The organism is Iodidimonas gelatinilytica (assembly GCF_008579125.1).
GTDB classification, from domain to species: Bacteria; Pseudomonadota; Alphaproteobacteria; order Sphingomonadales; family Rhodothalassiaceae; genus Iodidimonas; species Iodidimonas muriae.
Genome location: NZ_BKCL01000006.1, coordinates 83,098 through 105,432, shown reverse-complemented (window position 1 = coordinate 105,432; position 22,335 = coordinate 83,098). Strand labels below are relative to the sequence as shown.

Sequence of the window (22,335 nt, the reverse complement as noted above, 5' to 3'; positions counted from 1 at the left end):
AAGATGTGTAATTATCAGATTGCATGAACGAAGGCATTCCAAGTGTGTTTTTTCCGCAACATATAATTCTATTTATCGAGCGCAGTTATATAACTTCCCATTTATTCCTTGCTCTTGCCCATCGCTAAGATTTAGTGACGCTAGGCAGCCTAACGGCCCGCAAGAATGAAAACCTCTCTGAATAACTATCATTTCAGACTGAAAGGGAACAAATGCGAAATGGGGATCGGACTATGATCACAAAATCCAAAGGGCGTGGCTCTCTGCAGTCGCGTAAGCCATCGGTTTTTCGCCAGCGTGCACGTGCTATCTCTGCTGCTGGGGTGACCGGTCTGGTGGCGCTCGGCTCTTTTGCGCCGGCCGCAACTCTGACGGCATTGCTCGCTTCAACTGTGATGACGCCAGCGGCGGTCGCGCAGGATTTTACGACTGGTCAGCTTGTTGGTGTGGTTACTGATACAGCGGGTAATCCCGTTTCAGGTATCGCTGTGACCATTTCAAACGACCAAACCGGTTTTGACTCGACCAGCACGACCGATGCAGAGGGCCGGTTTAATTTCGCCCGCTTGCCGATCGCCCAATATAAAGTGGTGGTCGATGCGCCTTTTGGCGAAGATCCGTCTGATGAAATCCGGATCCCGGCTGGTTCGGTTCAGCGGCTGAACTTCACCGTTGCCACATCCGAGGTCGAGGCTGCAGGTCTTGAAGAAATTATTGTTGTCGGAACGCGTGCAACATCGAGCCGGAAAGACTTTCTTGGGCAAGAAGGCGGCATCGTTGTTAATACCGATGATCTCGTCGCTCGTGTTCCTTTGCAGCGCACCGTTTCTGATATCGCGCTGCTGGCTCCCGGAGCGAGCTCTGGTGACTCGGCCTTTGGTAATCAGCCGTCTCTTGCTGGTTCCTCGGTTGCTGAAAACCTTTTCTATGTGAACGGTTATAACGCAACGGATACCCGTGATTTCATCGGCCTGATGAACACCATTCCGTTCGAGTTCTTCCAGCAAGTTGATATCAAAACCACTGGCTTCCAGGCTGAATTCGGTCGCACGACCGGGAGTGTTGTTAACCTCGTTACACGTAAGGGGACCAACGACTTCCATGTGGGTGCGAATGCTTTCTATACGCCGGAAGGGCTGAGAAGCAATTCCAAGAAAAGAGACACCACGGACGGGTTCCGCTCAAGCGATAAATTGACAGAAACCGAAATCAATACATGGATTAGCGGTCCGCTTATCAAAGACCGTCTCTGGTTCTATGGTCTTGTGAGCTTCCGCGATAATGATCTGGAAGATTTCTCCAATAGTGCTTTCACAGATCGCAAGGATGATGATCCGGTCTGGGGGATCAATATCGACGGCATATTGTTAGACAACGATATGTTCGGGTATCATACCTTCACCTATACCCATATTGATGACAAACGGGATATCGTTGACTCCATTCAGCCGTTTGATCGTGATACCGGGACAATCGATCGCGAAGCCGATACCGTTACCCAGACTTTCGAACGTGGTGGTACAACGGATATTCTCAAATATACCGGCGTGATCCGCGACTGGTTGAGCATTTCCGGCTTGTTCGGTGAAAGTGACAGCCGCGGACGTGATTTGTCGAACGTTTCCGACATCCCTCAGATCAACGACCTGCGGTCCGGCACGAATATCGTTACAGGTAATACCGGTGGTTCGATTGTTGATGCCATTAACAATGATAATCGTCGTATGTGGCGTGCCGATGCGGATATCACCGTCAATGACTTCTTCGGTGATCACCAATTCCGGATTGGATTCGACCGGGAAGTTCGTAAATCTGCGGAACAGACGTCATTCTCTGGTGGTTTCCGATATGTTGTTTTCGCTGACGGAAGCGGCCTTGGCCGTTTCGACGCCAATGGCGACGGGATCAGCGACACCGGAGTGGATCTGAGTGCTCCTGTTATTCGTCAGGACTTCAGAACGACTGGTGGATCGTTTGAATCGGTTCTGAAAGGTTACTACATTCAGGATCGTTGGCAGACTCCGATCGAAAACCTGACATTGAATGTCGGTTTCCGTCTCGAAGACCAGACATCCAAGAATGTGAATGGGGAACCGTTCGCTGAGTTCAACGGTGGGTTCGATTTCCGTACCGGCTTTACTTATGAACTGGATGAAGGCCGGAGCCGTGTATATGGCTTTGTTGGTAAGACCCACTTTGCCATTGCCAACAACACGAATATTCGCCTTGCTGGTGAGGAAATCTTTAACGAAGACTTCTTCCGTCTCGTATCCGATACGATCGATCCGGCAAATGTGGATGCTGCAATCGGTGAATTCATCGGTCGTGACATCGTTTCACCTCCGGGTGTTCAGCCAGCATCAACGCTGGTCGATAAAGATCTGGAAAACCAACGCCAGATTGAATACTCCCTTGGTTACGACTTCTCGGTCGGTAGCAACTGGACCTTTGGTGTGCGTGGGGTGTATCGCGATCTTGGTCAGGGCCTTGAAGATGGGTCAATGGATGCCGGGTTCCGTCAGTTTGCTGCGGACAATGGTCTTGATGTTGATGCAGCGGCAGCTGCCTTCACTGGCTTCCAGACTTTCGCACTTTTCAATCCCGGCAGTGATGTCACGCTTGACGTCCGGACGGATCTTGCACCTGCAGACATGGTCGCTTTCCTTGGCGGTGATGCCGATGGTGATGGCCTGGTCGAAGCCACTTTGACGGCAGAGCAGATCGGTGTTCCGAAAATCTCCCGTAAGTACAAAGCTCTTGAATTGACCTGGGAACGTGCGTTTGTTGACGGCTGGTCCTTCCAGGGGTCTTATGTGCTTGCTCGGTCTAGCGGTAATACCGAGGGCGGCGTCAAATCTGATAATGGCCAAGGTGATACCGGCCTGACTCAGGACTTTGACACCACCGGTTTGACGGATGGCGCAAAAGGGCGCCTGCCAAATGATCGTCGACATACGATCAAAGCATTCGGTAGTTATGCTGCGACGGAGCAATTGACATTCGGTGCGAATCTTACCGTCCAATCCGGACGTGGATTTGGCTGTCAGGGTGTCCATCCGACAGATGGAATTGCTGCTCAGTTCGGTGCGGCCTCGTTCTTCTGTAAGTTGGACGAAAATAACCGGCCCAATGCAGATGTAGAGTCGCGCTTAACCCCGCGTGGTTCTGTTCTTGAGAGCGGCTGGACCAAGCAACTCGATGTATCTGCAGTGTTCAAGCCTGATGTGGATTTCCTCCCCAATGGCGTTGCGCCTGAGTTCCGTATTGACGTGTTCAATATCTTTGACTCGAACGATGTTACCGACTTGCAAGAGTTTGGTGAGTTCGATTCCGGTCAGGTGCGTTCGACATTCGGTGATCCGACGGGCTTCATTCAGGCACGTACTGTTCGCTTGAGTGCCCGTATCGAATTCTAAAATTCGGACTTGAATGGACGAGTGAATACTCGTTGAGATAAATGAGAAAAGACGGACTGACCGAGAGGTTGGTCCGTTTTTTTATGTGGTAATTTTGTGGATGTTAGGCGGTGAGTTGCCGGAGGCGATTTTCACTATGTGGAAATAAGTTTAGCTGGAAAGAGTGTGATTCTGTGAAGAAGAGCAGGTTCGGCGAGGAACAGGTCATCCGGGTGCCGCTGGGAGGGGCAAGTGACGAGGTGCTGCCGGTGCCGGATGCTACTTGCGGTATCGAGGAAAGCATCTTTTCTGAATGGAAGAGCAAGCATGATGGCTGGAATATCTCGGATATCTGTCGGAGCTAATCTCGCATAGGGTTCTGCGCTGGCGCTAGAATAGTGCCGTATTCTGCACCATGCCGCAGACGACTTTGTCGTTCGCACCTCAATGGTGCTGTGTGGCGACTGTTTGATGAGGCCTTGTGTCGCCAACCATGAGGAGGACGGCTATGTGCTGGCTTCATAATATGTCTGGTTCACTCTTGTGTTGATGGACAAGGCGTGGAGCCATGTTTTCCACGGCGAACGATCAATTCTTTAATAGAAGCTATATCAGTGGAGGCATAAAAAAGGCGCTCTCCCATATTGGGAAAGCGCCTTCTTGTTTGCTGTTATCAGATGATCAGAAACGCATGGTGGCATTCATGAAGAAGGTGCGACCAAACAGATCGAAACCAGAGGACGTCACCGCATTGTTACGGTTGGGGCCTTCTGTTGAATCGATCAGCGGCGGGTCCTGATCGGTGATGTTGCTGACGCCGAATGTCAGGGCGAACAGATCGAAATCTGCAGACAGGCTGAGATCGTTATAGAGACGACGATCTGCCACAGCATCATCGAATGTCAGGGCAGATCCGACAAAGTCCGTGCTGTCACGAGGAGCTTCTTCAGGATTTTGGATGTCCTCGTCGAACTCGGTCTGGCCAATATAGCGGGCTTGCCACAACAATTGATAGCGATCCCAGAGCAGTGAGACGGTGGAATTGAACTGCCATTTGGGATTGCCGATGCGCCCGGCATTATCCACCAGATCATCGCGGGTAAAGGTCAGGCGATTTTGCTCGAAGAGCCGGTTGGCACCGACCGACCATGTGAGATCCAGAGACTGGCCCATCACATCATCGAAATTTTTGTGGAACCGGGATTCGATATCGATGCCGGTCACGGTTTCAAGGCCCACATTGATGAACGAGGCATCCACGAGGGACAGGGCGTTGTTTGCGCGATTACCGGTATCGGCACGGGTTACGCGATCACAGAACGGGCTGGCCAGATTGGGGTCATCATTGAAGCAGCGGGAAATGATGACACCTGCATCCAGTTCCGAGACAGTGTTTTTGATTTCAATGTCGTAATAGGTAGCGGCCAGATCCCAATCAAAGCTGTTGAACCAAGGCTGGGAGAACTGCACCGTTCCGGTGACCGATGTGGATGTTTCAGCGATCAGGTCGTCAGACCCGCCTACCTTGACAGGAATGGTTACCACGCCGGAATTGCCCAATTGTGTGGTGTCTGCGCCACTGAGTTCACAATTGTTGATCAGCAATTGGGTTTGTGGATCTGAGGGGTCCAACTGTGAAATGGCCTGGGCGCGGCATGGATCCAGAGCACCCGACACCCCTTGCCCCTGATCGGCAAGGAATTGTTCGCGCAGATTGGGGGCGCGGAAAGACGTACTACGTGAGCCGATGAAGGTAAGATAGTCCACTGGACGATAGGTGCCCATGATGCGCCATGTGACTTCCGATCCGAAATTTTGTTCTTCGGTATAGCGAACGGACCCATCCAATTGCAGCAGCTCTACAAAGCTTTTGTCGCGCATGAGCGGAGCTGTGAACTCGCCGTAAATGTCATAGATCCAGCGCTGCCCTTGCGTGATGCCTTCTTGCAGTGGATTTTCCGCAACATTCAGGCCCTGAACACCGCCAATGTCGTTTTGTGAATTGATGGTGTCCTTACGCCATTCAAAGCCGACGGCCGTTCCCACAGTATCGCCGCCCGGAATGTCGAACAGGTCGCCGGTGAAGAATGCGGATGCATTATATTGCTTGGTGACGGTGCGGTTTGTACGCAAGCCGATCAAAAAGTCCCGTTCCGCATCGGAGGAGAAACGTCCTTCGCCATCTTCGAAAATCGAGGGCGCGAAGAAATTGACCGGCACGCACTCATTGGGGGTCAAAAGGCCGTTCTGGTTGTTTGTCAAAGGCACACCGCAGATCACTTCGCCATCTGCGTTCATCCGGAGTGTTTGTGTGGCCAAAATCAGATTGGGTTCAAACAGGATGCTTTGGCTCTGGTGTCCCGTGCCGCGATCATAAGAAAAGAACATGTCATAAGACCAGTTCTTTTCCTTGAACCAGCCCGCACCGATATCGCCGCGCAGTCCACCAACAAAGCGGACCTGTTCCACATTCACATTGAAGTCCTGTGGGTTATCATCAAGGGTGATGATGGGCGCGACCGACATAGGGAAGGGGTTAAGTGGATTATCCACGAGAATGGGTGTACCATCGGCATCGACGATGATATTGCCATTGGCGTCCTCTTGCGGGATCATTCCTGCAATGTCGGGGAATATCTGTTCCTTTGATGCAATCACATTGTTTTTGCGATTGAAATAATAAGATTCGTAATAAAGCTCTTCGTTATTTCCCCAATCCATATTGAGATGGCCATTGGTCACAAAAGAGAAGGTTTCCGCCGGACGGATCAGATCTGCGGCACGGCGTTCGTCCTGATCGTTGAAGAAATCAAGGAAGGGGAATACGGAACCGGCATCCGGATCTTCCCCGGGGAAAGTCCCTACTTGCGGATCACCTGCAGCGGGAAGGCCAAAGCCGGTGGAGAAATTTGGAACCCCAGTATCCGATTGACCCGGAGTATAGAAAAAGAACAGTGAGTCGAAGAATGTTAAGCCATCAGGTCCGGTACCTGGGATTTGTGCACCGGGTTCAAAGCCGGGCAGAAAGTCGTCGCTGATCACTATGACATTATCGAAAAATCCGCTGCGGCACGGGTCAAATCGTTCACCGTCTTCGGATACCTCAATACTACGCAGGCAACTGCTGAAATCGCGGCTGCCGGTGGATGCGCGTTCTTGTTTGCGATATTCAAAGCCAAAGGTGATATTGCCGCGATCACTGGCAACGCCGCCCACAAGAGACGTTTGATACAGCTCACCGCCCCCTGCTTCGGGCAGTTCGACATTGCCGAAAACTTCCAGCCCTTCAAAATCAGATTTCAGGCGCACATTGACAACGCCGGCCACCGCATCGGCACCATAAATGGTGGAGTAACCGCCGGTCAGCACATCAGCCGCTTCCACCATTCCAAGGGGAATCAGGCCAATATCGGGCTGTGCCGGTGCACCGCGCGCGCCGGCCACACCAAGGCGACGCCCATTCACCAATACCAGCGTGCGTTCTGCTCCCAAGCCACGCAGATCAATATTGGAAGATCCAATGCCGCCATCGGGCGGCGCTTCTGTGGCATTGGAATTGCCAGCATTGGAGTTGAAGGTGCCATCAATTTGCTGACCGCTTGCTGTGGTTGAACGCTGAAGCATCTCGTTCAAGGTGCTGACGCCCAGCTTGCGATTTTCAGAGGCATCCAGCACCTGCGTTGGCGTGTTTGCCGAAAAGGCGTCGCGGCGAATACGGGACCCAGTGACGACGATTTGCTCGACTTCGCCTCCGATATTTTCGTCACTATCGGCTTCTTGGGCAAAAACATGCTGGGCATTTGCACCAAAGATAACTGTGGAAAGCGCGATCGCGCCCACAGAGCGAAGCCACAATGCCCTTTGGCATTGCCGTTTTGTGCTGTGTATCATGGTTTCTTCCCTGTGTGGAGTTTATATTTATGTCATAAGTCTATGAAATTCAGACTTATACGTAAAGAAATAACAGCAGCAGAAGAAGAAATAAATACCGTAATTTTATGTATAAAGTTCTATAGCATAATACATAGAGGATGCTGCTGGATCACCTATTTCAGGTTGTTCGGGGTGAGATAAACAAACGAGGGGTGCCTTGCCAAAATTTGGAGCAACCCAAAATCTTGAGCCAAAACCCCACCTTCTTATGGGTATTTGAGCGACGTTTCTTGAACGAATTGCTTATTTTTGTCGTTTAACCCGCACGGTTCGTTTGGCGATCCGCATTTTGAAAGATCCCCAAAGGCCTTCTTCGATATGAACGGTGGTTCCTGCTGCAGGCGGAGGAATTTGTGCGCTATCTGTTTGGAGCCATAGTTGCCCGTTTTCCATGGTGAAGGCCCACCGGCCTTTATGGTTTTTATCCGCAGAGGCAAGCACCATGCTGCGGGATTGATCTTCAACCGGCTTGCGAACAGGCTTTTCCGGTAAACCAAATTGATCATCTACCAAGCTTTTAGCGCCAGACGTTGATGATGTAATGGGAGCCGCTGAAGGGGCTGCAGGCGTGGGCGGGGAAGCAACGGACGGCACCTTTGGTGCGGTGATGGAAGGTGCCGAAGATTCTGGCGCAGGCATCGGGGCTGTGATGGCTTGTGTCTGTGCGTTTTGAACGAGATTTTCAAAACAGGACAGCCGTTGCGACTGGCTTTCAATCGCCATGCAGACTTGTAATTCATCCAGCCCAACGGTTTGGCTTAATGCGGGAGTGCCAAAGGTGCTGCCTATGATGCCAAGGGGAATAAGTGATTTGGAATAAAGGCGATATTTGTATTTCATGGCGCGTGTTCCCCGAATTTGTTTTTTTGCTTTTTCAAAAGCCAGTGCCGTTCTTTTTACAATGGTCATTCTGCAATCAAAAGGACAATCTATGATCATGATAATTTTATAGGCGAGTATCCAAGAGATATTTTCTGTCGCCTGTAACAACAATGTTACACTGTGAATTATCCTTAAATATGCTATCAGAACAAATGGATAGTCGCATATTTCTGTGGTTTTTAACGGTTTGTATCCTTTTGGTGTCACGCCAGTGATACGTCTGGCTGAGCCTTTCAAGCGGCAGAGAGATTTTTCGAAAAATTATTCGTTATAAAACAGTTTGTTATGGAATTTTCCTGACTTGGCCCGGCTTTTGCTGTGTTGGGGGGACGGTGCCGGGGGCTGGCAAAATCCTTAAACGCGATGAATGACCCCAAGGGCCGTGTGATGCACCGCCAATCCGGCGATTTGCAATGAAATTGAACGGAGACATGCAATGACACGCTCTTCTTTTTTGAAAACAGTTTCGGCCATTGGTCTTGGGATCGCATTTTCCTACGGGGCTGTTGCGCAAGAAGTGGATGAAGACGAAAATCCAGATATTGCTTTCCAGGCAGACAATGGTTCGCAAGGCGCTGATGACGCGTCAACCAACCAAGGCTCCGGGACCGGCAGTTCAAATAACGGATCACAGCAAGGGGATGGCGGCAATAATTCCGATTCCGGCAACAACAACTCATCTAATGACAACAATTCGTCAAACGATGACAATTCGTCGGCAGACAACAACTCGTCAAACGACAATAACTCGTCGAATGACTCCAATAACGACAACTCATCCAATGACGACAATTCGTCGAATGATGACAACTCCACCACCGACGATAATTCCGATGACGATATGATGGATAGCGATAATTCCTTCAACGACAGTTCATCCAATGATGATAATTCATCCAATGATGACAACTCGTCGAACGATGACAATTCCACCACAGACGACAATTCCGACGATGACGGGATGGATAGCGACAATTCCTTCAACGACAATTCATCCAATGACGACAATTCGTCGAACGATGACAATTCCACGGTCGACGATAATTCGGATGATGACGGGATGGATAGCGACAATTCCTTCAATGACAACTCATCCAATGACGACAATTCCACGGTCGATGACAATTCGGATGACGACGGCACGGATACAGACAATTCGAACAACACGACAGACTCGAACAATTCCACCACGGACGACAATTCCGACGATGATGGAATGGATAGCGATAATTCCTTCAACGACAATTCCACCACGGACGATAACTCCGATGATGACGGCACCGATACGGACAATTCCAACAATGACAATTCCGATCGTTCGGATGCTGACGGCACGGATACCGACAATTCCAACAACGACAATTCAACAACGGACGATAACTCCGATGATGATGGCGTCGATCTGGACAATTCTCTGAACGGATCGTTCAACGATCAAAGCGATGACGATGGCCTGGATCTGGACATCACCACCGGTGATATCATGGTCAGCAGCACCACGCTGAGCACCACCGTCAGCGGGATCAATCTGACAACTGCTTTCCCGGATGATGGCCAAGGCGCTGGTGGATCAATCTCCACCGGTAATATCAGCAATAACAGTGTCAGCGGCCTTAACGGATTGTCCCAACAGCAATTCAACACAGGTTTTGCCAACCAGAACGCTGTGATCAATGTGAATGCCAATGTGACCAATTCCTTTGGTGGCCAATAAGGGTTCTACCCCGGCAAACTCGGGCGGGCTTCGGCCCGCCCTCTTTTCCAGTCTGGCTGCGAAAGGGTACATCATGGCTATCAGGATCAGCAGTCGCGTCTTTTTTGTGCTTACCGGGCTTGCTTTTGCGACCACCAGCTCGATGGCTTTGGCACAGCAGGCTTGGTCTGCGTCCGATGAAGCGCATAAGGCCGATAGGCCAGTTTTGTCCGCGACCGTAGATGCCTCAAAAACAGCACAGGTGTTATTAGACAATACGCCCGATCCGTTTTCGGATTTCCAAACCCTTGATGAAGGCCAATTGGCCGGTCTTGAAGGGGGAGCCTCTCTCGATCTGGGTGATATTGCGGTAAATTTATCGGATCAAACCGCTGGGATCTCCGATACCAATATGTCCGGCCAATTCACCAATGGTGCTATCGGGCAAAACAGCATCGAGCAGCTTTCGGGGATCAATTCCCTGATGTTCAACACCGGGAATAATGTGAATTTTCAAAGCACAATTCAGGTTAATGTCTTTGTGAAATAAGGGGGGCTTGTTATGCGATCGCACAAAATGCGGCGCTTTTGGCTCATGACCGGGGTCTGTGCAGCTTTTTCTTTTGCCAATAATGCGGTGGCCGTGGCCGGATCTGTGGATATGCCGGGCTTTGGTGGATATTTCCGTGTTCCGGTGGAATCGCTGAAGGAAGCGCGCTTTCGCAATCTTGTTCCCCAACAATATGATTTCAGTTGCGGATCGGCCGCCACCGCCACCTTGCTGAGTTATCACTATGATATAGCCGTCAGCGAAACGGATGTTTTTAAGAAAATGTTTGAAGTTGGCGATCAGGACCGTATCCGGCAGGTGGGGTTTTCTTTGCTGGATATGCAAAGCTATCTCAAAACCCTTGGATTGCGCGCCGATGGCTTCCGGCTGACATTGGACCGTCTGGAAAAAGCGGCTGTTCCTGCCATCGTGCTGGTGAACACCTTTGGATATCGCCATTTCATCGTCTTGAAGGGCATTATGGGCGACGAGGTTATGCTGGGCGATCCGGCTTTGGGTATGCGGGTTCTAAGCCGCACAGAATTTGAAGGCATCTGGGACGGCATTGCGTTTGTGATCCGGGATCGGGTGTCTTTGGGGCGCAAGAATTTCAATAGTCTCGATGATTGGTCCGTTCGGGTGAAAGCGCCTTTGGGGAATTCCTTGTCCCAAACGGCTTTGTCCGATTTCACCGTGCAGCTTTGGCGCGGTGCCAATAGCTTTTAAAAGGATTCTTCGATGCGTCATGCACGCACATTGGGTTCGATGGCTCGGCCTTTACAATCGGGATTGGTTGTGGGGTTGATGCTTTTTGCCGCCATACCTTTGAACGGTCAGGCGGAAGATGATCCCTTTGCTGCATTGACGCCGATGGGAGACGAAGAATTGGAAGAGGCGCGCGGCGGTATGCGCTTGGGGGCGTTTGATATTGCCTTGGGGTTTGCCATTAGCAGTCTTGTGGATGGCCAGCCGGTAGCGATTTCAAATTTTTCATTGAATGATAATGGACAGTTCGTACCTGTTCTGGCATCGCGGATTCAGGCCATCAATGAGGGTGCTCCGGTGGTTGTGGGCGCCGACCGCATTGTGATCGGGTCTGATGGGGTGAATATTGCCCGCCTCAATGGTTCTGGCCAGACAGATGAGGCGTCGTCCTTGCCGCTGGGAACCCGGATCATCGAAAATACCTTGGACGGTGTCGGCATTGTTCAGGTGTTTGAACTGACCGTGGTGATGGAAAATATGCAAGAGGTCAGCCGCACCGGACGTCTATCCATGCAATTGGGGGATATCGCCCGCCGCGCCGCGATGGAGCAGATGGGGAACTGACTGTTCCCCCGATGCCGGCCTCAAACTCAGCCAATATTTGGAAACGGCACATCAACCTAAAATCTAAAGGGAATACGCAAGCTGATGCGCACATCGGGGGCATCATCGGTGACCCCCAATTGGGTATTCAGATTCAACCCGATATGATCCGTTAATCCCATGGACAAGCCAAAGAGAAAGCTTCCCACTTCCAGACTGCTGGTTTTTTGTCGAGTATCGGCGATGAAGGTTTTTGTGCCGAACACATGGTTATGCTCATATCCCAAACTGAAAGACAGTGTGTCGTTCAATCCCACGCCCAAACCAAAACCGGCGCGAATGCTATCGCCGGGATTGACGCGGTCGATCAGGGTATCGCCAATCAGGGCATTCACCGATTTCGACAGATTGAACAAATAGCCCGCATTCACAAATAACACAGCTGGATCAAGGCTATGGATCATGGTGAGAGAGGGTTCAACGGTCCAGAAACCGGATCCCACTGGCAGATCAAGTTCAAGCCCGTCTTCATCGCGTTCCACAGCGAATGGACCTTTTCCCAGATCGGATTTTCCGCGCACATTGGCAATGAACACCGGATGGCCTTTCCCGGCGCGGTTGATCTGGTAATGCAACCCGATTTCCGCATCGCCAACGCCATTGCCGCTGAGCTCGCGGATCTGGCGTCGGTTATCAAGGCCGACCACCTCATTGGTGATGCGGTCATTGCGGTAAAGATAGGGAATTTGTGCGTCGATTTCCCACCGATCGGTGATCCCGTAACGGGCGGTGAGCGAAGAGGTAACGGTATCACGGTCCGCATCGGTCAGTTCAAACAGACCCACAAGCACCACATCGACAATTTCCACCCCTTGGAAGAAAAAGCGGTTTACGCCTGATTGGGTGTAATCAATACGCGGTTCCAGCGAAAAATGCCCTTTGGGGGTAAGCACACCTCCCACATCGGCGAAAATTGACACCTCTGTCGCGCGGGCGTTGGTTTGGGATTGCGCTGCATTATCCGCTTCCGCTTGTTGTCCGACGGTTTCGGTTGTTGCGGGAGCCGGGGCGGGGCGGGGCTGATTTTGTGCCTGTTGCCGAACCGATGGCTTGGTTTCTTCCAATGGTGTTGTTTGAGTTGATGGCGAGGCTGATGCAGATTGTCGGGAGAGAACCTGCTCAATGCGATTGGCCTGCATTTCAATGACTTGTCGTTGTTGTTCAAGCTGCTGCGCTTGCTGGGAAAGCTGCTGTCTTTGCCGGTCGATCTGCTGCTTTAGCTGTTGCAACTCGGTGCGATCTGCCGCTTCAAGGCTGCTATCCGGTTCGCCTGTGCTTTGGATTTGGTCCTGCGCCAAAGCCATGGTGCAGGGAAGCAAAAATGCCCCGCCGATGACGAGTATGGAAATGGACGTGTTGGATTTATGAAATGGTTCAGACTTGAGTATCCCTGTCATGGTCTTTTCCCCCGTTGACCAGTTGCTTATGATCCAGATCATGGCGCTTGAGCAGGCGATACAACCCCACCCTTGAAACGCCTAATTCCGTTGCTGCGCGGCTGATATTGCCGTCGAATGTTCGGATAGCCTTTGATAAAAGGGCGCTTTCTGCCTCGGCTCGTGCCCCTGCCAAGGTTTGCATCGATGGATCAGACGCTGTAGTCCGCGATAATCCTAAATGCTGCCGGTCAATTTTTCCGCTGCTGTTCAGGGCCATGGCCCTTTGGATGCAATTTTGAAGCTGGCGCACATTGCCGGGCCAAGAATAGGCGAGAATAGCGCGTTCTGCTTCTTCCGTTAAGCTGGCGGGTTTTAATCCGTGGTTTTGTACGGCCATGGCGATGAAATATTTGGCAAGCAAAATGGCATCGCCTTCACGTTCGCGCAGTGGCGGCATCATCAAGGGCAAAACGTTCAAGCGGTGGAACAGGTCAAGCCGAAAGTGTTTTTTCCGAACCGCTTCTTCCAGATTTATATTGGAGGCGACAATGATCCGCACATTGGTTTGGCGTGGTTGGTGCGCCCCCAAACGGTATATCCGACCATCTTCCAAAACGCGCAAAAGCTGCGATTGAATATCAAGCGACAGATCTGCGATTTCATCAAGAAACAATGTGCCCCCCGATGCCTGTTCAAAGCGGCCCGGTCGGGCGCTGATGGCATTGGTAAAAGCCCCTTTTTCATGGCCGAATAGTTCAGAAGCTGCCAATTGCGGAGGGATGGTCGCGCAATTGATAGCCAGAAAAGCCTGATCGGCACGGCTGGAATGTTGATGAATGTCGCGCGCGACCAGTTCTTTTCCTGTTCCGCTTTCTCCGGCGATCAGTACAGGCAAATCGGTTTTGGCATATTGGGAAATCTGCTTGCGAATGTTGTCCATCGCCGGGCATTTCCCCAAAAGCTGATTTTGGCACGGCATGGCCGTGGTGCGCCGGATGCCTTTTGGGCGCGATTCATGCTCGAAAATACCGCGCAGATGCCCAATGGTAAAACACAGCCGTTCGTGATCGATGGGCAAGGTATGAAAATCGTAAAGCACGCCATCGCGCAGCAGCCGGCAGACCCGGTTACGGCCTTGCGAGCTTTTATCAATCAAGGCGATAACGCGCATGGCCCGGGCAAGACGAAGCAATTGCTGATACAGGCGGTCAGAGATGTGCACATGTGCCGTAAGCGAGATCACGGCGCAGAAATAGGTGTGGTGAAGTTTGGAGATGGGTTTGTCCGGGATGGTGTAAGCAATATCGGACAAAGGCATCAGGCGATGAACCTGATGGGCAGCACCGGAGGCGTCTTCTCGCGCAGGGTCGATGATTAAAAGGCGTTTGGATCTATCGCCACGATCGCACGCTGCTTCCTTGCGTACTTCGTGCATTGAAAAATCTCCCACCACAGTATTTCACTTGCTACGTTAATCATAACATATAAGAAAAAATATAAATAAAAATAATGATTGCAGAGTATATAGTATTTAATTGTTACAATAAAAATAAATGTATTTAATTAGACTAAGTCAAATATATGAATGGATCTGCATTTATTCTTTTTTAAGGATGATGTTTGCCGATCTGATTGATCTGCTTTTATAGCACTTCCAATAGAAACGGGCGTCTTTCCGTTTTGTTCCGGAAAGGCTGCTGCAAAGGGTGGTCTTTGAAAGGGAAGGGGGGGGAATGGGTCGGGGAGACAGGATTCGAACCTGCGACCCTCTGCTCCCAAAGCAGATGCGCTACCAGGCTGCGCTACTCCCCGACGGCTGAGTGTTTAAGGAATGCCGCCGTCTTGCGCAAGAGGCATCTTGCATGTTTGCCTCTTTCTTTCGAATGTGTTTGCGGCCACGCTCTGCCCATCACAAGGATCGGCCTAGACAGAGGCGGGTTGTGGCGCTACCCCTCTCGTGATTTATCAATTGATCCGTTTGAAACGATAGACGACTCCACAGAAAGAAGGGGTGTAGATGACACAGCGCAGGCAATATGGCGGTTTACAAGTGGCCTTGGGCCTTGATGATCTGGTGGCACGCGCCCTTCATGGATCGGATGGCCTGGATGTGGCCGGTTTCTGGGCGGCGTTTGAAGCCATGCACACCGCTTTGGCTCCCCGCAACCGCGCTTTGTTGAAAACCCGTGATGCCATGCAAGCGCAGCTTGATGAGTGGCACCGCAATCACAAGGGCGACGGGTTCGATCTTGCGGCTTATCAGGCATTTCTGGAAGAGATCGGCTATGTGCTGCCCGAACCGGAGCCATTCGCGGTCAGTACCGATCATATAGACCCCGAAATTGCAAAGATTGCCGGGCCGCAGCTTGTGGTTCCGGTGATGAATGCCCGTTTTGCCATCAATGCCGCCAATGCGCGTTGGGGCAGCCTTTATGATGCGCTTTATGGCACAGATGTGCTGCCCGAAGCGGATGGTTGCGCGCGCGGCAGCAGCTATAATCCCAAGCGCGGGGAAAAAGTTATCGCTTTTGCCAAAGGGTTTCTGGACGAGATCGCCCCCCTTATGGACGGCAAAAGCCATAAGGACGCCACGGGTTATGTGGTTGAGGATGGTGCGTTGGTGGTTCGGCTTTCTGGCGCAGCATCCACAAAACTTGTCCATCCGGAGCGCTTTGCGGGCTATCGCGGCGAAGCAACTGGGCCTGAAGGCATTTTGCTGCGCCATCATGGCTTACACGCAGATATCGTGATTGACCGGTCCCATTCCATTGGCCGCAATGATTCCGCCGGCGTGGCGGATGTGGTGATGGAGTCGGCGCTCAGCACCATCATGGATCTGGAAGATTCCATCGCGGCAGTGGATGCCGAAGACAAAGCGGCGGCCTATGGCAATTGGCTCGGCTTGATAAACGGTGATCTGGCCGAACGCTTTGAAAAAGGCGGTCGCACCATAGAACGCAGATTAAAGGCGGATCGCAGCTATCATGCGCCCGATGGATCGGCTTTTACCTTGCCGGGCCGCAGCCTGATGCTTTTGCGCAATGTGGGGCATTTGATGACCACATCCGCAGTGCTGGACAGCGAAGGCCATGAGGTATTTGAAGGCCTTCTGGATGCCATGATAACGGTGCTGATCAGCATGCGTGATGTGGCCGGTACGGGCCTTTATCGCAACAGTCGGGAAGGCTCGATTTATATCGTTAAGCCCAAGATGCACGGGCCTGATGAAGTGGCGTTTACCAATGATGTTTTCAGCCATGTGGAAGCCGCATTGGGCTTGGCCCCGAACACTGTGAAAATCGGCATCATGGATGAAGAGCGTCGCACCAGCGCCAATCTGGCCAGATGTATTGCTGCCGTGCGCGATCGGGTGTTCTTCATCAATACGGGCTTTCTGGATCGCACCGGCGATGAAATCCATAGCGCTATGGAAGCCGGTCCCATGATCCCGAAAGCACAGATGAAGGATGCCGTTTGGCTTAAGGCTTATGAAGACCGCAATGTGGATATCGGCCTTCAATGCGGTTTGCCTGGTCATGCCCAGATCGGTAAGGGCATGTGGGCAAAGCCGGACCGTATGGCGGATATGCTGAAGGAAAAAATAGGCCATCCCCAGTCCGGTGCGAGTACCGCTTGGGTGCCGTCTCCTACGGCTGCCACATTGCACGCCTTGCACTATCATAAGGTGGATGTGACAGAGTGGCAAAAAGTTTTGAAAGACCGTCCCAAAGCCGGGCTTGGACCTTTATTGACCCCTCCGGTGGAGTGTGATGCACGTTATTCGCCGCAGCAAATCCAGCAAGAACTGGACAATAATGCGCAGGGCATTCTTGGTTATGTGGTGCGCTGGGTGGAACAGGGGGTCGGTTGCTCGAAAGTGCCGGATATCAATGATGTGGGCTTGATGGAAGACCGTGCGACTTTACGGATTTCCAGCCAGCATATGGCCAATTGGCTGCATCATGGCTTGTGCACAAAACAGCAGGTGGTCGAGACCATGAAGCGGATTGCCCGGATCGTTGACAAGCAAAATGAAGGCGATCCCGCTTATCATCCCATGGCCCCGGATTTTGACAAGTCCATCGCCTTTCAAGCGGCGTGCGATCTGGTGTTTTTGGGCCTTAATCAGCCCAATGGCTATACGGAGCCCATTTTGCACCAGCGGCGGCAAGAGGCGAAAGCCCGCGCTCTGGGCTGTTAAAGCCCATGCGGAAAAGTGGCGTGATATTGGGGGCTTTGTGCTTGGCTACGCCCCCCTGTCCCCCGCTTTCTGCCCAGATAGTGGACGAAATTCGTGTCACGGCTACGCGCCTTTCCGATCCTGAAGCCCGGCGGGTTTACGGGGAAAGCGTGCTTTTGGCCGATGATTTCGCCAAGGCCCCCACGGTTCATGTGGATGAAATTCTGGGGCAAATTCCGGGGCTTTCGCTGTTTCGCCGGGCATCGTCTTTATTGGCTAATCCCACAACCCAAGGGGTCAGCCTGCGCGGTATTGGCCCCAATGGGGCCGGGCGGGCGCTGGTTTTGTTGGATGGCGTGCCGCTAAACGATCCCTTCGGTGGCTGGGTGTTCTGGTCGGCGCTTGATCCTCAGCGGATTGCGCAAGCAAGCGTGGTGCGCGGCAGCGGGGCAGGGCCTTATGGCAATCAGGCGCTGACCGGCGTGATCCGCCTTGAGAGCAAAATGCCCGCCGATTTTACGCTGGACGGTATGGCGGAGATCGGCACCCGCGGCACAAGGCTTTTGTCCTTGGGAATAGGCGATCGCCACGACAAGATGAGCTATGCGCTTTCCGGGCATTATAGAAAAAGCGATGGCTTTATTTTACGCGACAAGCAAAGCCGGGGCGCTGTGGACGTGCCCGCAAAAAGCGATGTGGCACGGATTTCCGGTGTGGTGGAAACCGCCCTTTCCGATAGTGTCACCCTAAGCGGGAAAGTGGGGTGGTTTGAGGAAAACCGCTCCAATGGCACAATACTCACCGGTAATGATACGGAGGTGCTGGATGGGTCCTTGCGTCTGGTACGCGATGCCGGGCCGTCGGACCTGAGATATGAGCTGACCGCCTTTATAACGGAACGGGATTTTTCCAGCCGCTTCAGTGCAGTTGATGCAGGGCGTGCCTCGGAAAGCCCTGTGCTGGATCAATTCAATGTTCCGTCGCGCGGGGCGGGGCTGCTGGCGGTGTTGCGGGTGCCTTTGGCGGATGGCCAAAGCCTTGATCTGGGCGGGGATGTGCGGCGGCTTGAAGGGGAAACCAATGAAGCTTTTCGCAATCTAGGCGACGGCTTTACCCGGGTGCGTCGGGCGGGCGGCGACCAATGGTTGGCCGGGCTTTATGCGGATTATGCGGGCACGGTGTTTGATCATTTGGGTCTTTCGGGTGGAATACGACTGGATTATTGGCGCACATTCAACGGCGTTCTTACGGAAAGCGATTTGGCCGATGGAACGCTGGTGCGTGACGATGCCATTTTGGACCGCGACGGGCTTTTGCTGAATGGCAGATTGGGGGCGCGCTATCGCCTGACCGATGCGTTATCGGCCCGTATTTCAGGCTATAGCGGCTTTCGTTTGCCCAGTCTCAATGAATTTTTCCGGCCTTTCCGTGTGGGCAATGATATCACCGAAGCCAATCCGGATTTAGAGCCGGAGCGGCTTTATGGCTTTGATTTGGGCGTACAGTTTCAGCCGCTGAATAGCATCAGTCTGGGGGCCACATATTTCCGGAACTGGCTGCATGACGGAGTGGGAAATATCACAGTGGCCCTTGGCCCCGGCATATTTCCGCCCACCGGCTTTGTGCCTGCCGGCGGGTCTTTGAGGCAAAGGCAAAATATCGACCGGATCACCGCCGATGGAATAGAGATGGAAGGCCGTGTGGCGGTGGGCGGGCAGCTTTCAATGGTGCTGCGCTATCTTTATGTGAATGCCCGGATCACAGATGCGGGCGAGATTGCGGATCTTGCGGGCAAACGGGTGGCACAAAGCCCCAAACACAGCCTGACAATGGGCGCAGACTGGACACCCACCCCCAAATGGTCGATCAATTTCGATGGCCGTTATCTCGGCGCACAATTTGATGATGACGGGAACAGCCGCTTTTTGTCGTCGGCTTTCACGCTTGATATGGCCATCCGCTATAGGCTGAGCGCGGATGTGCAGATGTTTCTTGCTGCAGAGAATATTTTTGGTGAAACGGTGGAAAGCCAAACCACCGGTGACGGGGACATTCTGCGCGCCCAGCCGCAGCTTTTTTCCCTTGGTGTGGAATTGTCTTTATAACAATCATGCACGCGGCACGAAATATATTGGGGAGAGAAGAATGAATCCCATCCGATCCATATTGATGGCCACAACGCTGATGTTAACAAGCGGGGCAGTTCACGCCCAAACGCTGGAGCAATTGCGCACAGCCCCCAAATCGGCGGAGCGCAATACAGAAGCGACAATCGGCGCCTATGCTGCTGGATATAAGGCCGGTTTCCTGTGTAGCGCCTTGTTTAATGGTGGCAAAACACTGGACCAAATCGAAGCAGATGAACTGACCGGCATCTATCCATTGGTCGAGGATCAAGCACGGCAATTGCAGGCGGAGATCGATTATCAGGCCAAGCGGGTCCGTGTGGCTTATGACATGAATATGCCGCCGCGCATTTCTGCATGGCGACCGCATTTGGGCTGTGTGGATTTGCCGCCGGGGGCAAGGGTGGCAGCTTTGGATCAGGTGCTTTCGGTAACACTTTCCACCGCGGATGAAGCAATATGCCCGACACCGGCTTGCCGTGGACCGATCATGCACCGGTGAACGGCCCTTCAGGCAATGATCGGCTGGATAAGGTGATCGACAAGGCGTTCACCACGCAGTTTGGTTCCGATAGCCGCACCAGTGCGGTGCTGATTGCCACCCCTACTGCCATTTTGGCCGAGCGCTATAAGGAAGGTCACAGCCCTGTCACCGCACAGCGCACATGGTCTGTGGCCAAAAGCATAGGCGCCAGTGTGATCGGCGCAGCGGTTGAACAGGGCCTGATTGATGTAAAAGCACCCGCCCAAATTCCCCAATGGCAGCGTTTGGCCGACCCGCGCCGGGCCATTACATTGGAAAATCTGCTGCATATGGCGTCCGGTCTGGACAGCAATATCGCCGGGAACCGCACCGACCGCGTGTATATGGGGGGCGGTTTGATGGCCGATGAAGCGGCCACCAATGCATTGGAAGCCATGCCGGGGATGCGCTGGAAATATGCCAATAACGATACCATGCTGGCCATGCGCGCCGTGCGGAGCGCTTTTGAAAGTGAAGATGCCTATCTGCGCTTTCCCTTTGAAGCCTTGCTGCATCCCATTGGCATGACACATACCCGCCTCGAGACGGATTGGGCGGGGGACTTTATTATGTCGAGCCAAGTTTGGACCACCGCGCGCGATCTGGCACGGCTTGGCGTGCTGCATTTGCAAGATGGTCTGTGGGACGGCAAGCGCATTTTGGCAAAAGGCTGGGTTGATTATGTTTCAACGCCCGCACCTGCGCAGCCGCCTTTACAAAACAGCGATGGCAGCCCCCGCCCCGGTTATGGGGCGCAATGGTGGTTGCTGAACGCTTATGACCCGGCGCTTCCCAAAGACAGCATTGTTGCGGCCGGCAATCGCGGGCAATATCTGGTGGTGATCCCGTCGCTGGATTTGGTGATCGTGCGGCGGGGCTATGACATGGTGGGCGGAAGCGGCTTTTCCTATGTGGATTTCGCGTCGCAGATTGTGGCGGCCTTGAAAGAAAACTAAGCTACCGGTTTATCAACAAGAAAGAGACGCAAAGGACGTGAGGTCCTGTCCTTATTTGGGCTGCGTCTCTTTTTCGCTGTCCCAATTGTTGAATATGGGATGCAGCACCCGATCACCGGGTTTGATGCCCAGTTTTTTCGCAGTGCCTTCATTCAGTTCCAGTACGCCCAGAACCCGACCCCGTGATTGCACCGGCGGGCTGATTTGATGGGGAACGCCCGTGCCGATATTGGCAATGGTTCCATCGGTCTTGATGAAAATAAGATCCAGCGGCAAATCGGTGTTTTTCATCCAGAAGCTGGCGCGTACCGGCATGCCCATATCGAAGAGCATGCCATGATCTTCGGGCATTTCCTTGCGGAACATCAAGCCGATGCTGCGTTCTTCCGGATCATTGGCGAATTCAACGGTGAAATGATGGGTGCCATTTTCGCTTTCAACGATTAACGGCATGGTTTCCAGGGATTGCGGTGTTTGTGCCGCCCCCATAGGGGCCAAAAGCCCGGCCCAAAGCCATGTAAGAGCGAGGCTTACAAGAAACTTGACCAAAAGCATGGGGGAAGGCTTGGCCGAAAATTGGGCTGGCATGACACTGTCCATTGAAACGGTTGGAAAGGAACGGAAGCCTTATCCATCCAATAATATGATCTCGGATGCAAGGGGGCCGCGTTCTCCCTTGCCGATGGCGATCCGCACTCTTTGCCCCGGTTGTATATCGTCGATCCCTGCTTTTCTAAGGGTTTCCATATGGATAAATACATCCTGCGTGCCTTCCCCCTGCGACACGAAACCATAGCCTTTGATGCGGTTGAACCATTTCACGACGCCTTCGCTATAGGCGCCGGATTGATCGCCGGAATGGCGGGCAAAGCCATTGGCCTTTTCGGGCGCTTGTTCGACATCGGGTGCCGTTACGGTGGAAAAATCCAGGGTGATTACACGGGTTGCTTGTCGCCCGCGCGGGCGTGTCACTGCTTCACAATGAACGGTTGTTCCTTCGGGAACGGACCGTCGCCCCACCTCGCGCAGGACGGAAAAATGCAAAAGAACATCGCTTCCGCCATCGTCTGCGATCACAAAGCCGTAGCCTTTCACCGCATCAAACCATTTGACGACCCCATGCACCTCAACGGTTTGTTCTTCGGCCATAGGTTCGGACGCTTCCCCAAGTGCCATCATCGACTGCTCCCCATTACGCACATACCATATTAACACGGCTCTATAGCGAAGCAAAATCATGCCGCAAACAGGTGGTCATTGCCAAGCCTTTGTATTTGATCTTGCTTCGATGAAATGGGATGGAAGAGAGAGCGGCCCGTATCATATACAAAAGATAGCGCACCATGCGTC

16 protein-coding genes and 1 tRNA gene are annotated in these 22,335 nt (G+C 52.6%); 10 read left to right on the top strand and 7 right to left on the bottom strand.

Annotation, left to right across the window (positions count from 1 at the left end):
- Nucleotides 1-233: 233 nt before the first annotated feature.
- Together JCM17844_RS09650 and JCM17844_RS15015 are read left to right on the top strand one after the other, a co-directional pair.
- Nucleotides 234-3,416, top strand: a complete 3,183-nt coding sequence (locus tag JCM17844_RS09650; protein ID WP_210431742.1) for a TonB-dependent receptor — start codon at nucleotides 234-236, stop codon at nucleotides 3,414-3,416.
- A gap of 173 nt (nucleotides 3,417-3,589) precedes the next feature.
- Nucleotides 3,590-3,760, top strand: a complete 171-nt coding sequence (locus JCM17844_RS15015; protein ID WP_210431741.1) for a hypothetical protein — start codon at nucleotides 3,590-3,592, stop codon at nucleotides 3,758-3,760.
- 316 nt (nucleotides 3,761-4,076) lie between these two features.
- On the opposite strand, the gene JCM17844_RS09645 is transcribed toward JCM17844_RS15015, so the two are convergent.
- Both JCM17844_RS09645 and JCM17844_RS09640 read right to left on the bottom strand, forming a co-directional pair.
- Nucleotides 4,077-7,286 carry a TonB-dependent receptor domain-containing protein gene (locus JCM17844_RS09645; RefSeq protein ID WP_150000759.1) on the bottom strand — a complete coding sequence of 1,070 codons (3,210 nt, stop codon included), beginning with the start codon at nucleotides 7,284-7,286 and terminating at the stop codon, nucleotides 4,077-4,079.
- A 285-nt stretch (nucleotides 7,287-7,571) separates the two neighbouring features.
- Nucleotides 7,572-8,417 carry a hypothetical protein gene (locus tag JCM17844_RS09640; protein ID WP_150000758.1) on the bottom strand — a complete coding sequence of 282 codons (846 nt, stop codon included), beginning with the start codon at nucleotides 8,415-8,417 and terminating at the stop codon, nucleotides 7,572-7,574.
- A gap of 229 nt (nucleotides 8,418-8,646) precedes the next feature.
- Here JCM17844_RS09640 and JCM17844_RS09635 point away from each other — a divergent pair, with 229 nt between their 5' ends.
- The 4 genes from JCM17844_RS09635 to JCM17844_RS09620 all read left to right on the top strand — a co-directional run bounded on the left by JCM17844_RS09635 (nucleotide 8,647) and on the right by JCM17844_RS09620 (nucleotide 11,782).
- Nucleotides 8,647-9,924, top strand: coding sequence for a hypothetical protein (locus JCM17844_RS09635; protein ID WP_150000757.1), 1,278 nt, complete (start codon nucleotides 8,647-8,649; stop codon nucleotides 9,922-9,924).
- 73 nt (nucleotides 9,925-9,997) lie between these two features.
- Nucleotides 9,998-10,453: a hypothetical protein gene (locus JCM17844_RS09630; protein ID WP_150000756.1), complete on the top strand. Its 456-nt coding sequence runs from the start codon at nucleotides 9,998-10,000 to the stop codon at nucleotides 10,451-10,453.
- Nucleotides 10,454-10,465: 12 nt separating this feature from the next.
- Nucleotides 10,466-11,179 carry a C39 family peptidase gene (locus JCM17844_RS09625; protein WP_210431740.1) on the top strand — a complete coding sequence of 238 codons (714 nt, stop codon included), beginning with the start codon at nucleotides 10,466-10,468 and terminating at the stop codon, nucleotides 11,177-11,179.
- A gap of 12 nt (nucleotides 11,180-11,191) precedes the next feature.
- The gene (locus tag JCM17844_RS09620; RefSeq protein ID WP_150000755.1) at nucleotides 11,192-11,782 is read left to right on the top strand and encodes a hypothetical protein; all 591 of its coding nucleotides are present in this window, start codon (nucleotides 11,192-11,194) and stop codon (nucleotides 11,780-11,782) included.
- Between the two features lie 56 nt (nucleotides 11,783-11,838).
- Here JCM17844_RS09620 and JCM17844_RS09615 read toward each other — a convergent pair whose 3' ends face one another.
- The 3 genes from JCM17844_RS09615 to JCM17844_RS09605 all read right to left on the bottom strand — a co-directional run bounded on the left by JCM17844_RS09615 (nucleotide 11,839) and on the right by JCM17844_RS09605 (nucleotide 15,012).
- A complete protein-coding gene (locus JCM17844_RS09615) occupies nucleotides 11,839-13,218 on the bottom strand; it encodes a transporter (protein WP_210431739.1) in 1,380 nt (459 codons plus the stop codon).
- Nucleotides 13,196-14,635 (bottom strand): sigma-54 interaction domain-containing protein, encoded by a 1,440-nt coding sequence (locus JCM17844_RS09610; RefSeq protein WP_150000753.1) that lies wholly within the window; start codon nucleotides 14,633-14,635, stop codon nucleotides 13,196-13,198. Before JCM17844_RS09610 ends, JCM17844_RS09615 begins: the two co-directional genes overlap by 23 nt.
- 303 nt (nucleotides 14,636-14,938) lie before the next feature.
- Nucleotides 14,939-15,012 (bottom strand) — tRNA-Pro (locus JCM17844_RS09605).
- 205 nt (nucleotides 15,013-15,217) lie between these two features.
- On the opposite strand from JCM17844_RS09605, the gene JCM17844_RS09600 reads away from it, so the two are divergent.
- From JCM17844_RS09600 to JCM17844_RS09590, 4 genes are all read left to right on the top strand, one after another.
- Complete coding sequence (locus JCM17844_RS09600) at nucleotides 15,218-17,401, top strand: malate synthase G (protein ID WP_150000752.1); 2,184 nt, start codon at nucleotides 15,218-15,220, stop codon at nucleotides 17,399-17,401.
- An 80-nt stretch (nucleotides 17,402-17,481) separates the two neighbouring features.
- On the top strand, nucleotides 17,482-19,485 hold the full coding sequence (locus tag JCM17844_RS09595; protein WP_210431738.1) for a TonB-dependent receptor: 2,004 nt from the start codon (nucleotides 17,482-17,484) through the stop codon (nucleotides 19,483-19,485).
- 40 nt (nucleotides 19,486-19,525) lie between these two features.
- The gene (locus tag JCM17844_RS15010; protein WP_210431737.1) at nucleotides 19,526-20,008 is read left to right on the top strand and encodes a hypothetical protein; all 483 of its coding nucleotides are present in this window, start codon (nucleotides 19,526-19,528) and stop codon (nucleotides 20,006-20,008) included.
- Complete coding sequence (locus JCM17844_RS09590; protein ID WP_210431736.1) at nucleotides 19,966-20,985, top strand: serine hydrolase domain-containing protein; 1,020 nt, start codon at nucleotides 19,966-19,968, stop codon at nucleotides 20,983-20,985. The genes JCM17844_RS15010 and JCM17844_RS09590 overlap by 43 nt, the downstream gene beginning before the upstream one ends.
- A gap of 51 nt (nucleotides 20,986-21,036) precedes the next feature.
- Here JCM17844_RS09590 and JCM17844_RS09585 read toward each other — a convergent pair whose 3' ends face one another.
- Both JCM17844_RS09585 and JCM17844_RS09580 read right to left on the bottom strand, forming a co-directional pair.
- The gene (locus tag JCM17844_RS09585) at nucleotides 21,037-21,573 is read right to left on the bottom strand and encodes a DUF192 domain-containing protein (RefSeq protein WP_210431735.1); all 537 of its coding nucleotides are present in this window, start codon (nucleotides 21,571-21,573) and stop codon (nucleotides 21,037-21,039) included.
- Between the two features lie 39 nt (nucleotides 21,574-21,612).
- Nucleotides 21,613-22,164 carry a cold-shock protein gene (locus JCM17844_RS09580; protein WP_150000749.1) on the bottom strand — a complete coding sequence of 184 codons (552 nt, stop codon included), beginning with the start codon at nucleotides 22,162-22,164 and terminating at the stop codon, nucleotides 21,613-21,615.
- Between the last annotated feature and the right edge of the window lie 171 nt (nucleotides 22,165-22,335).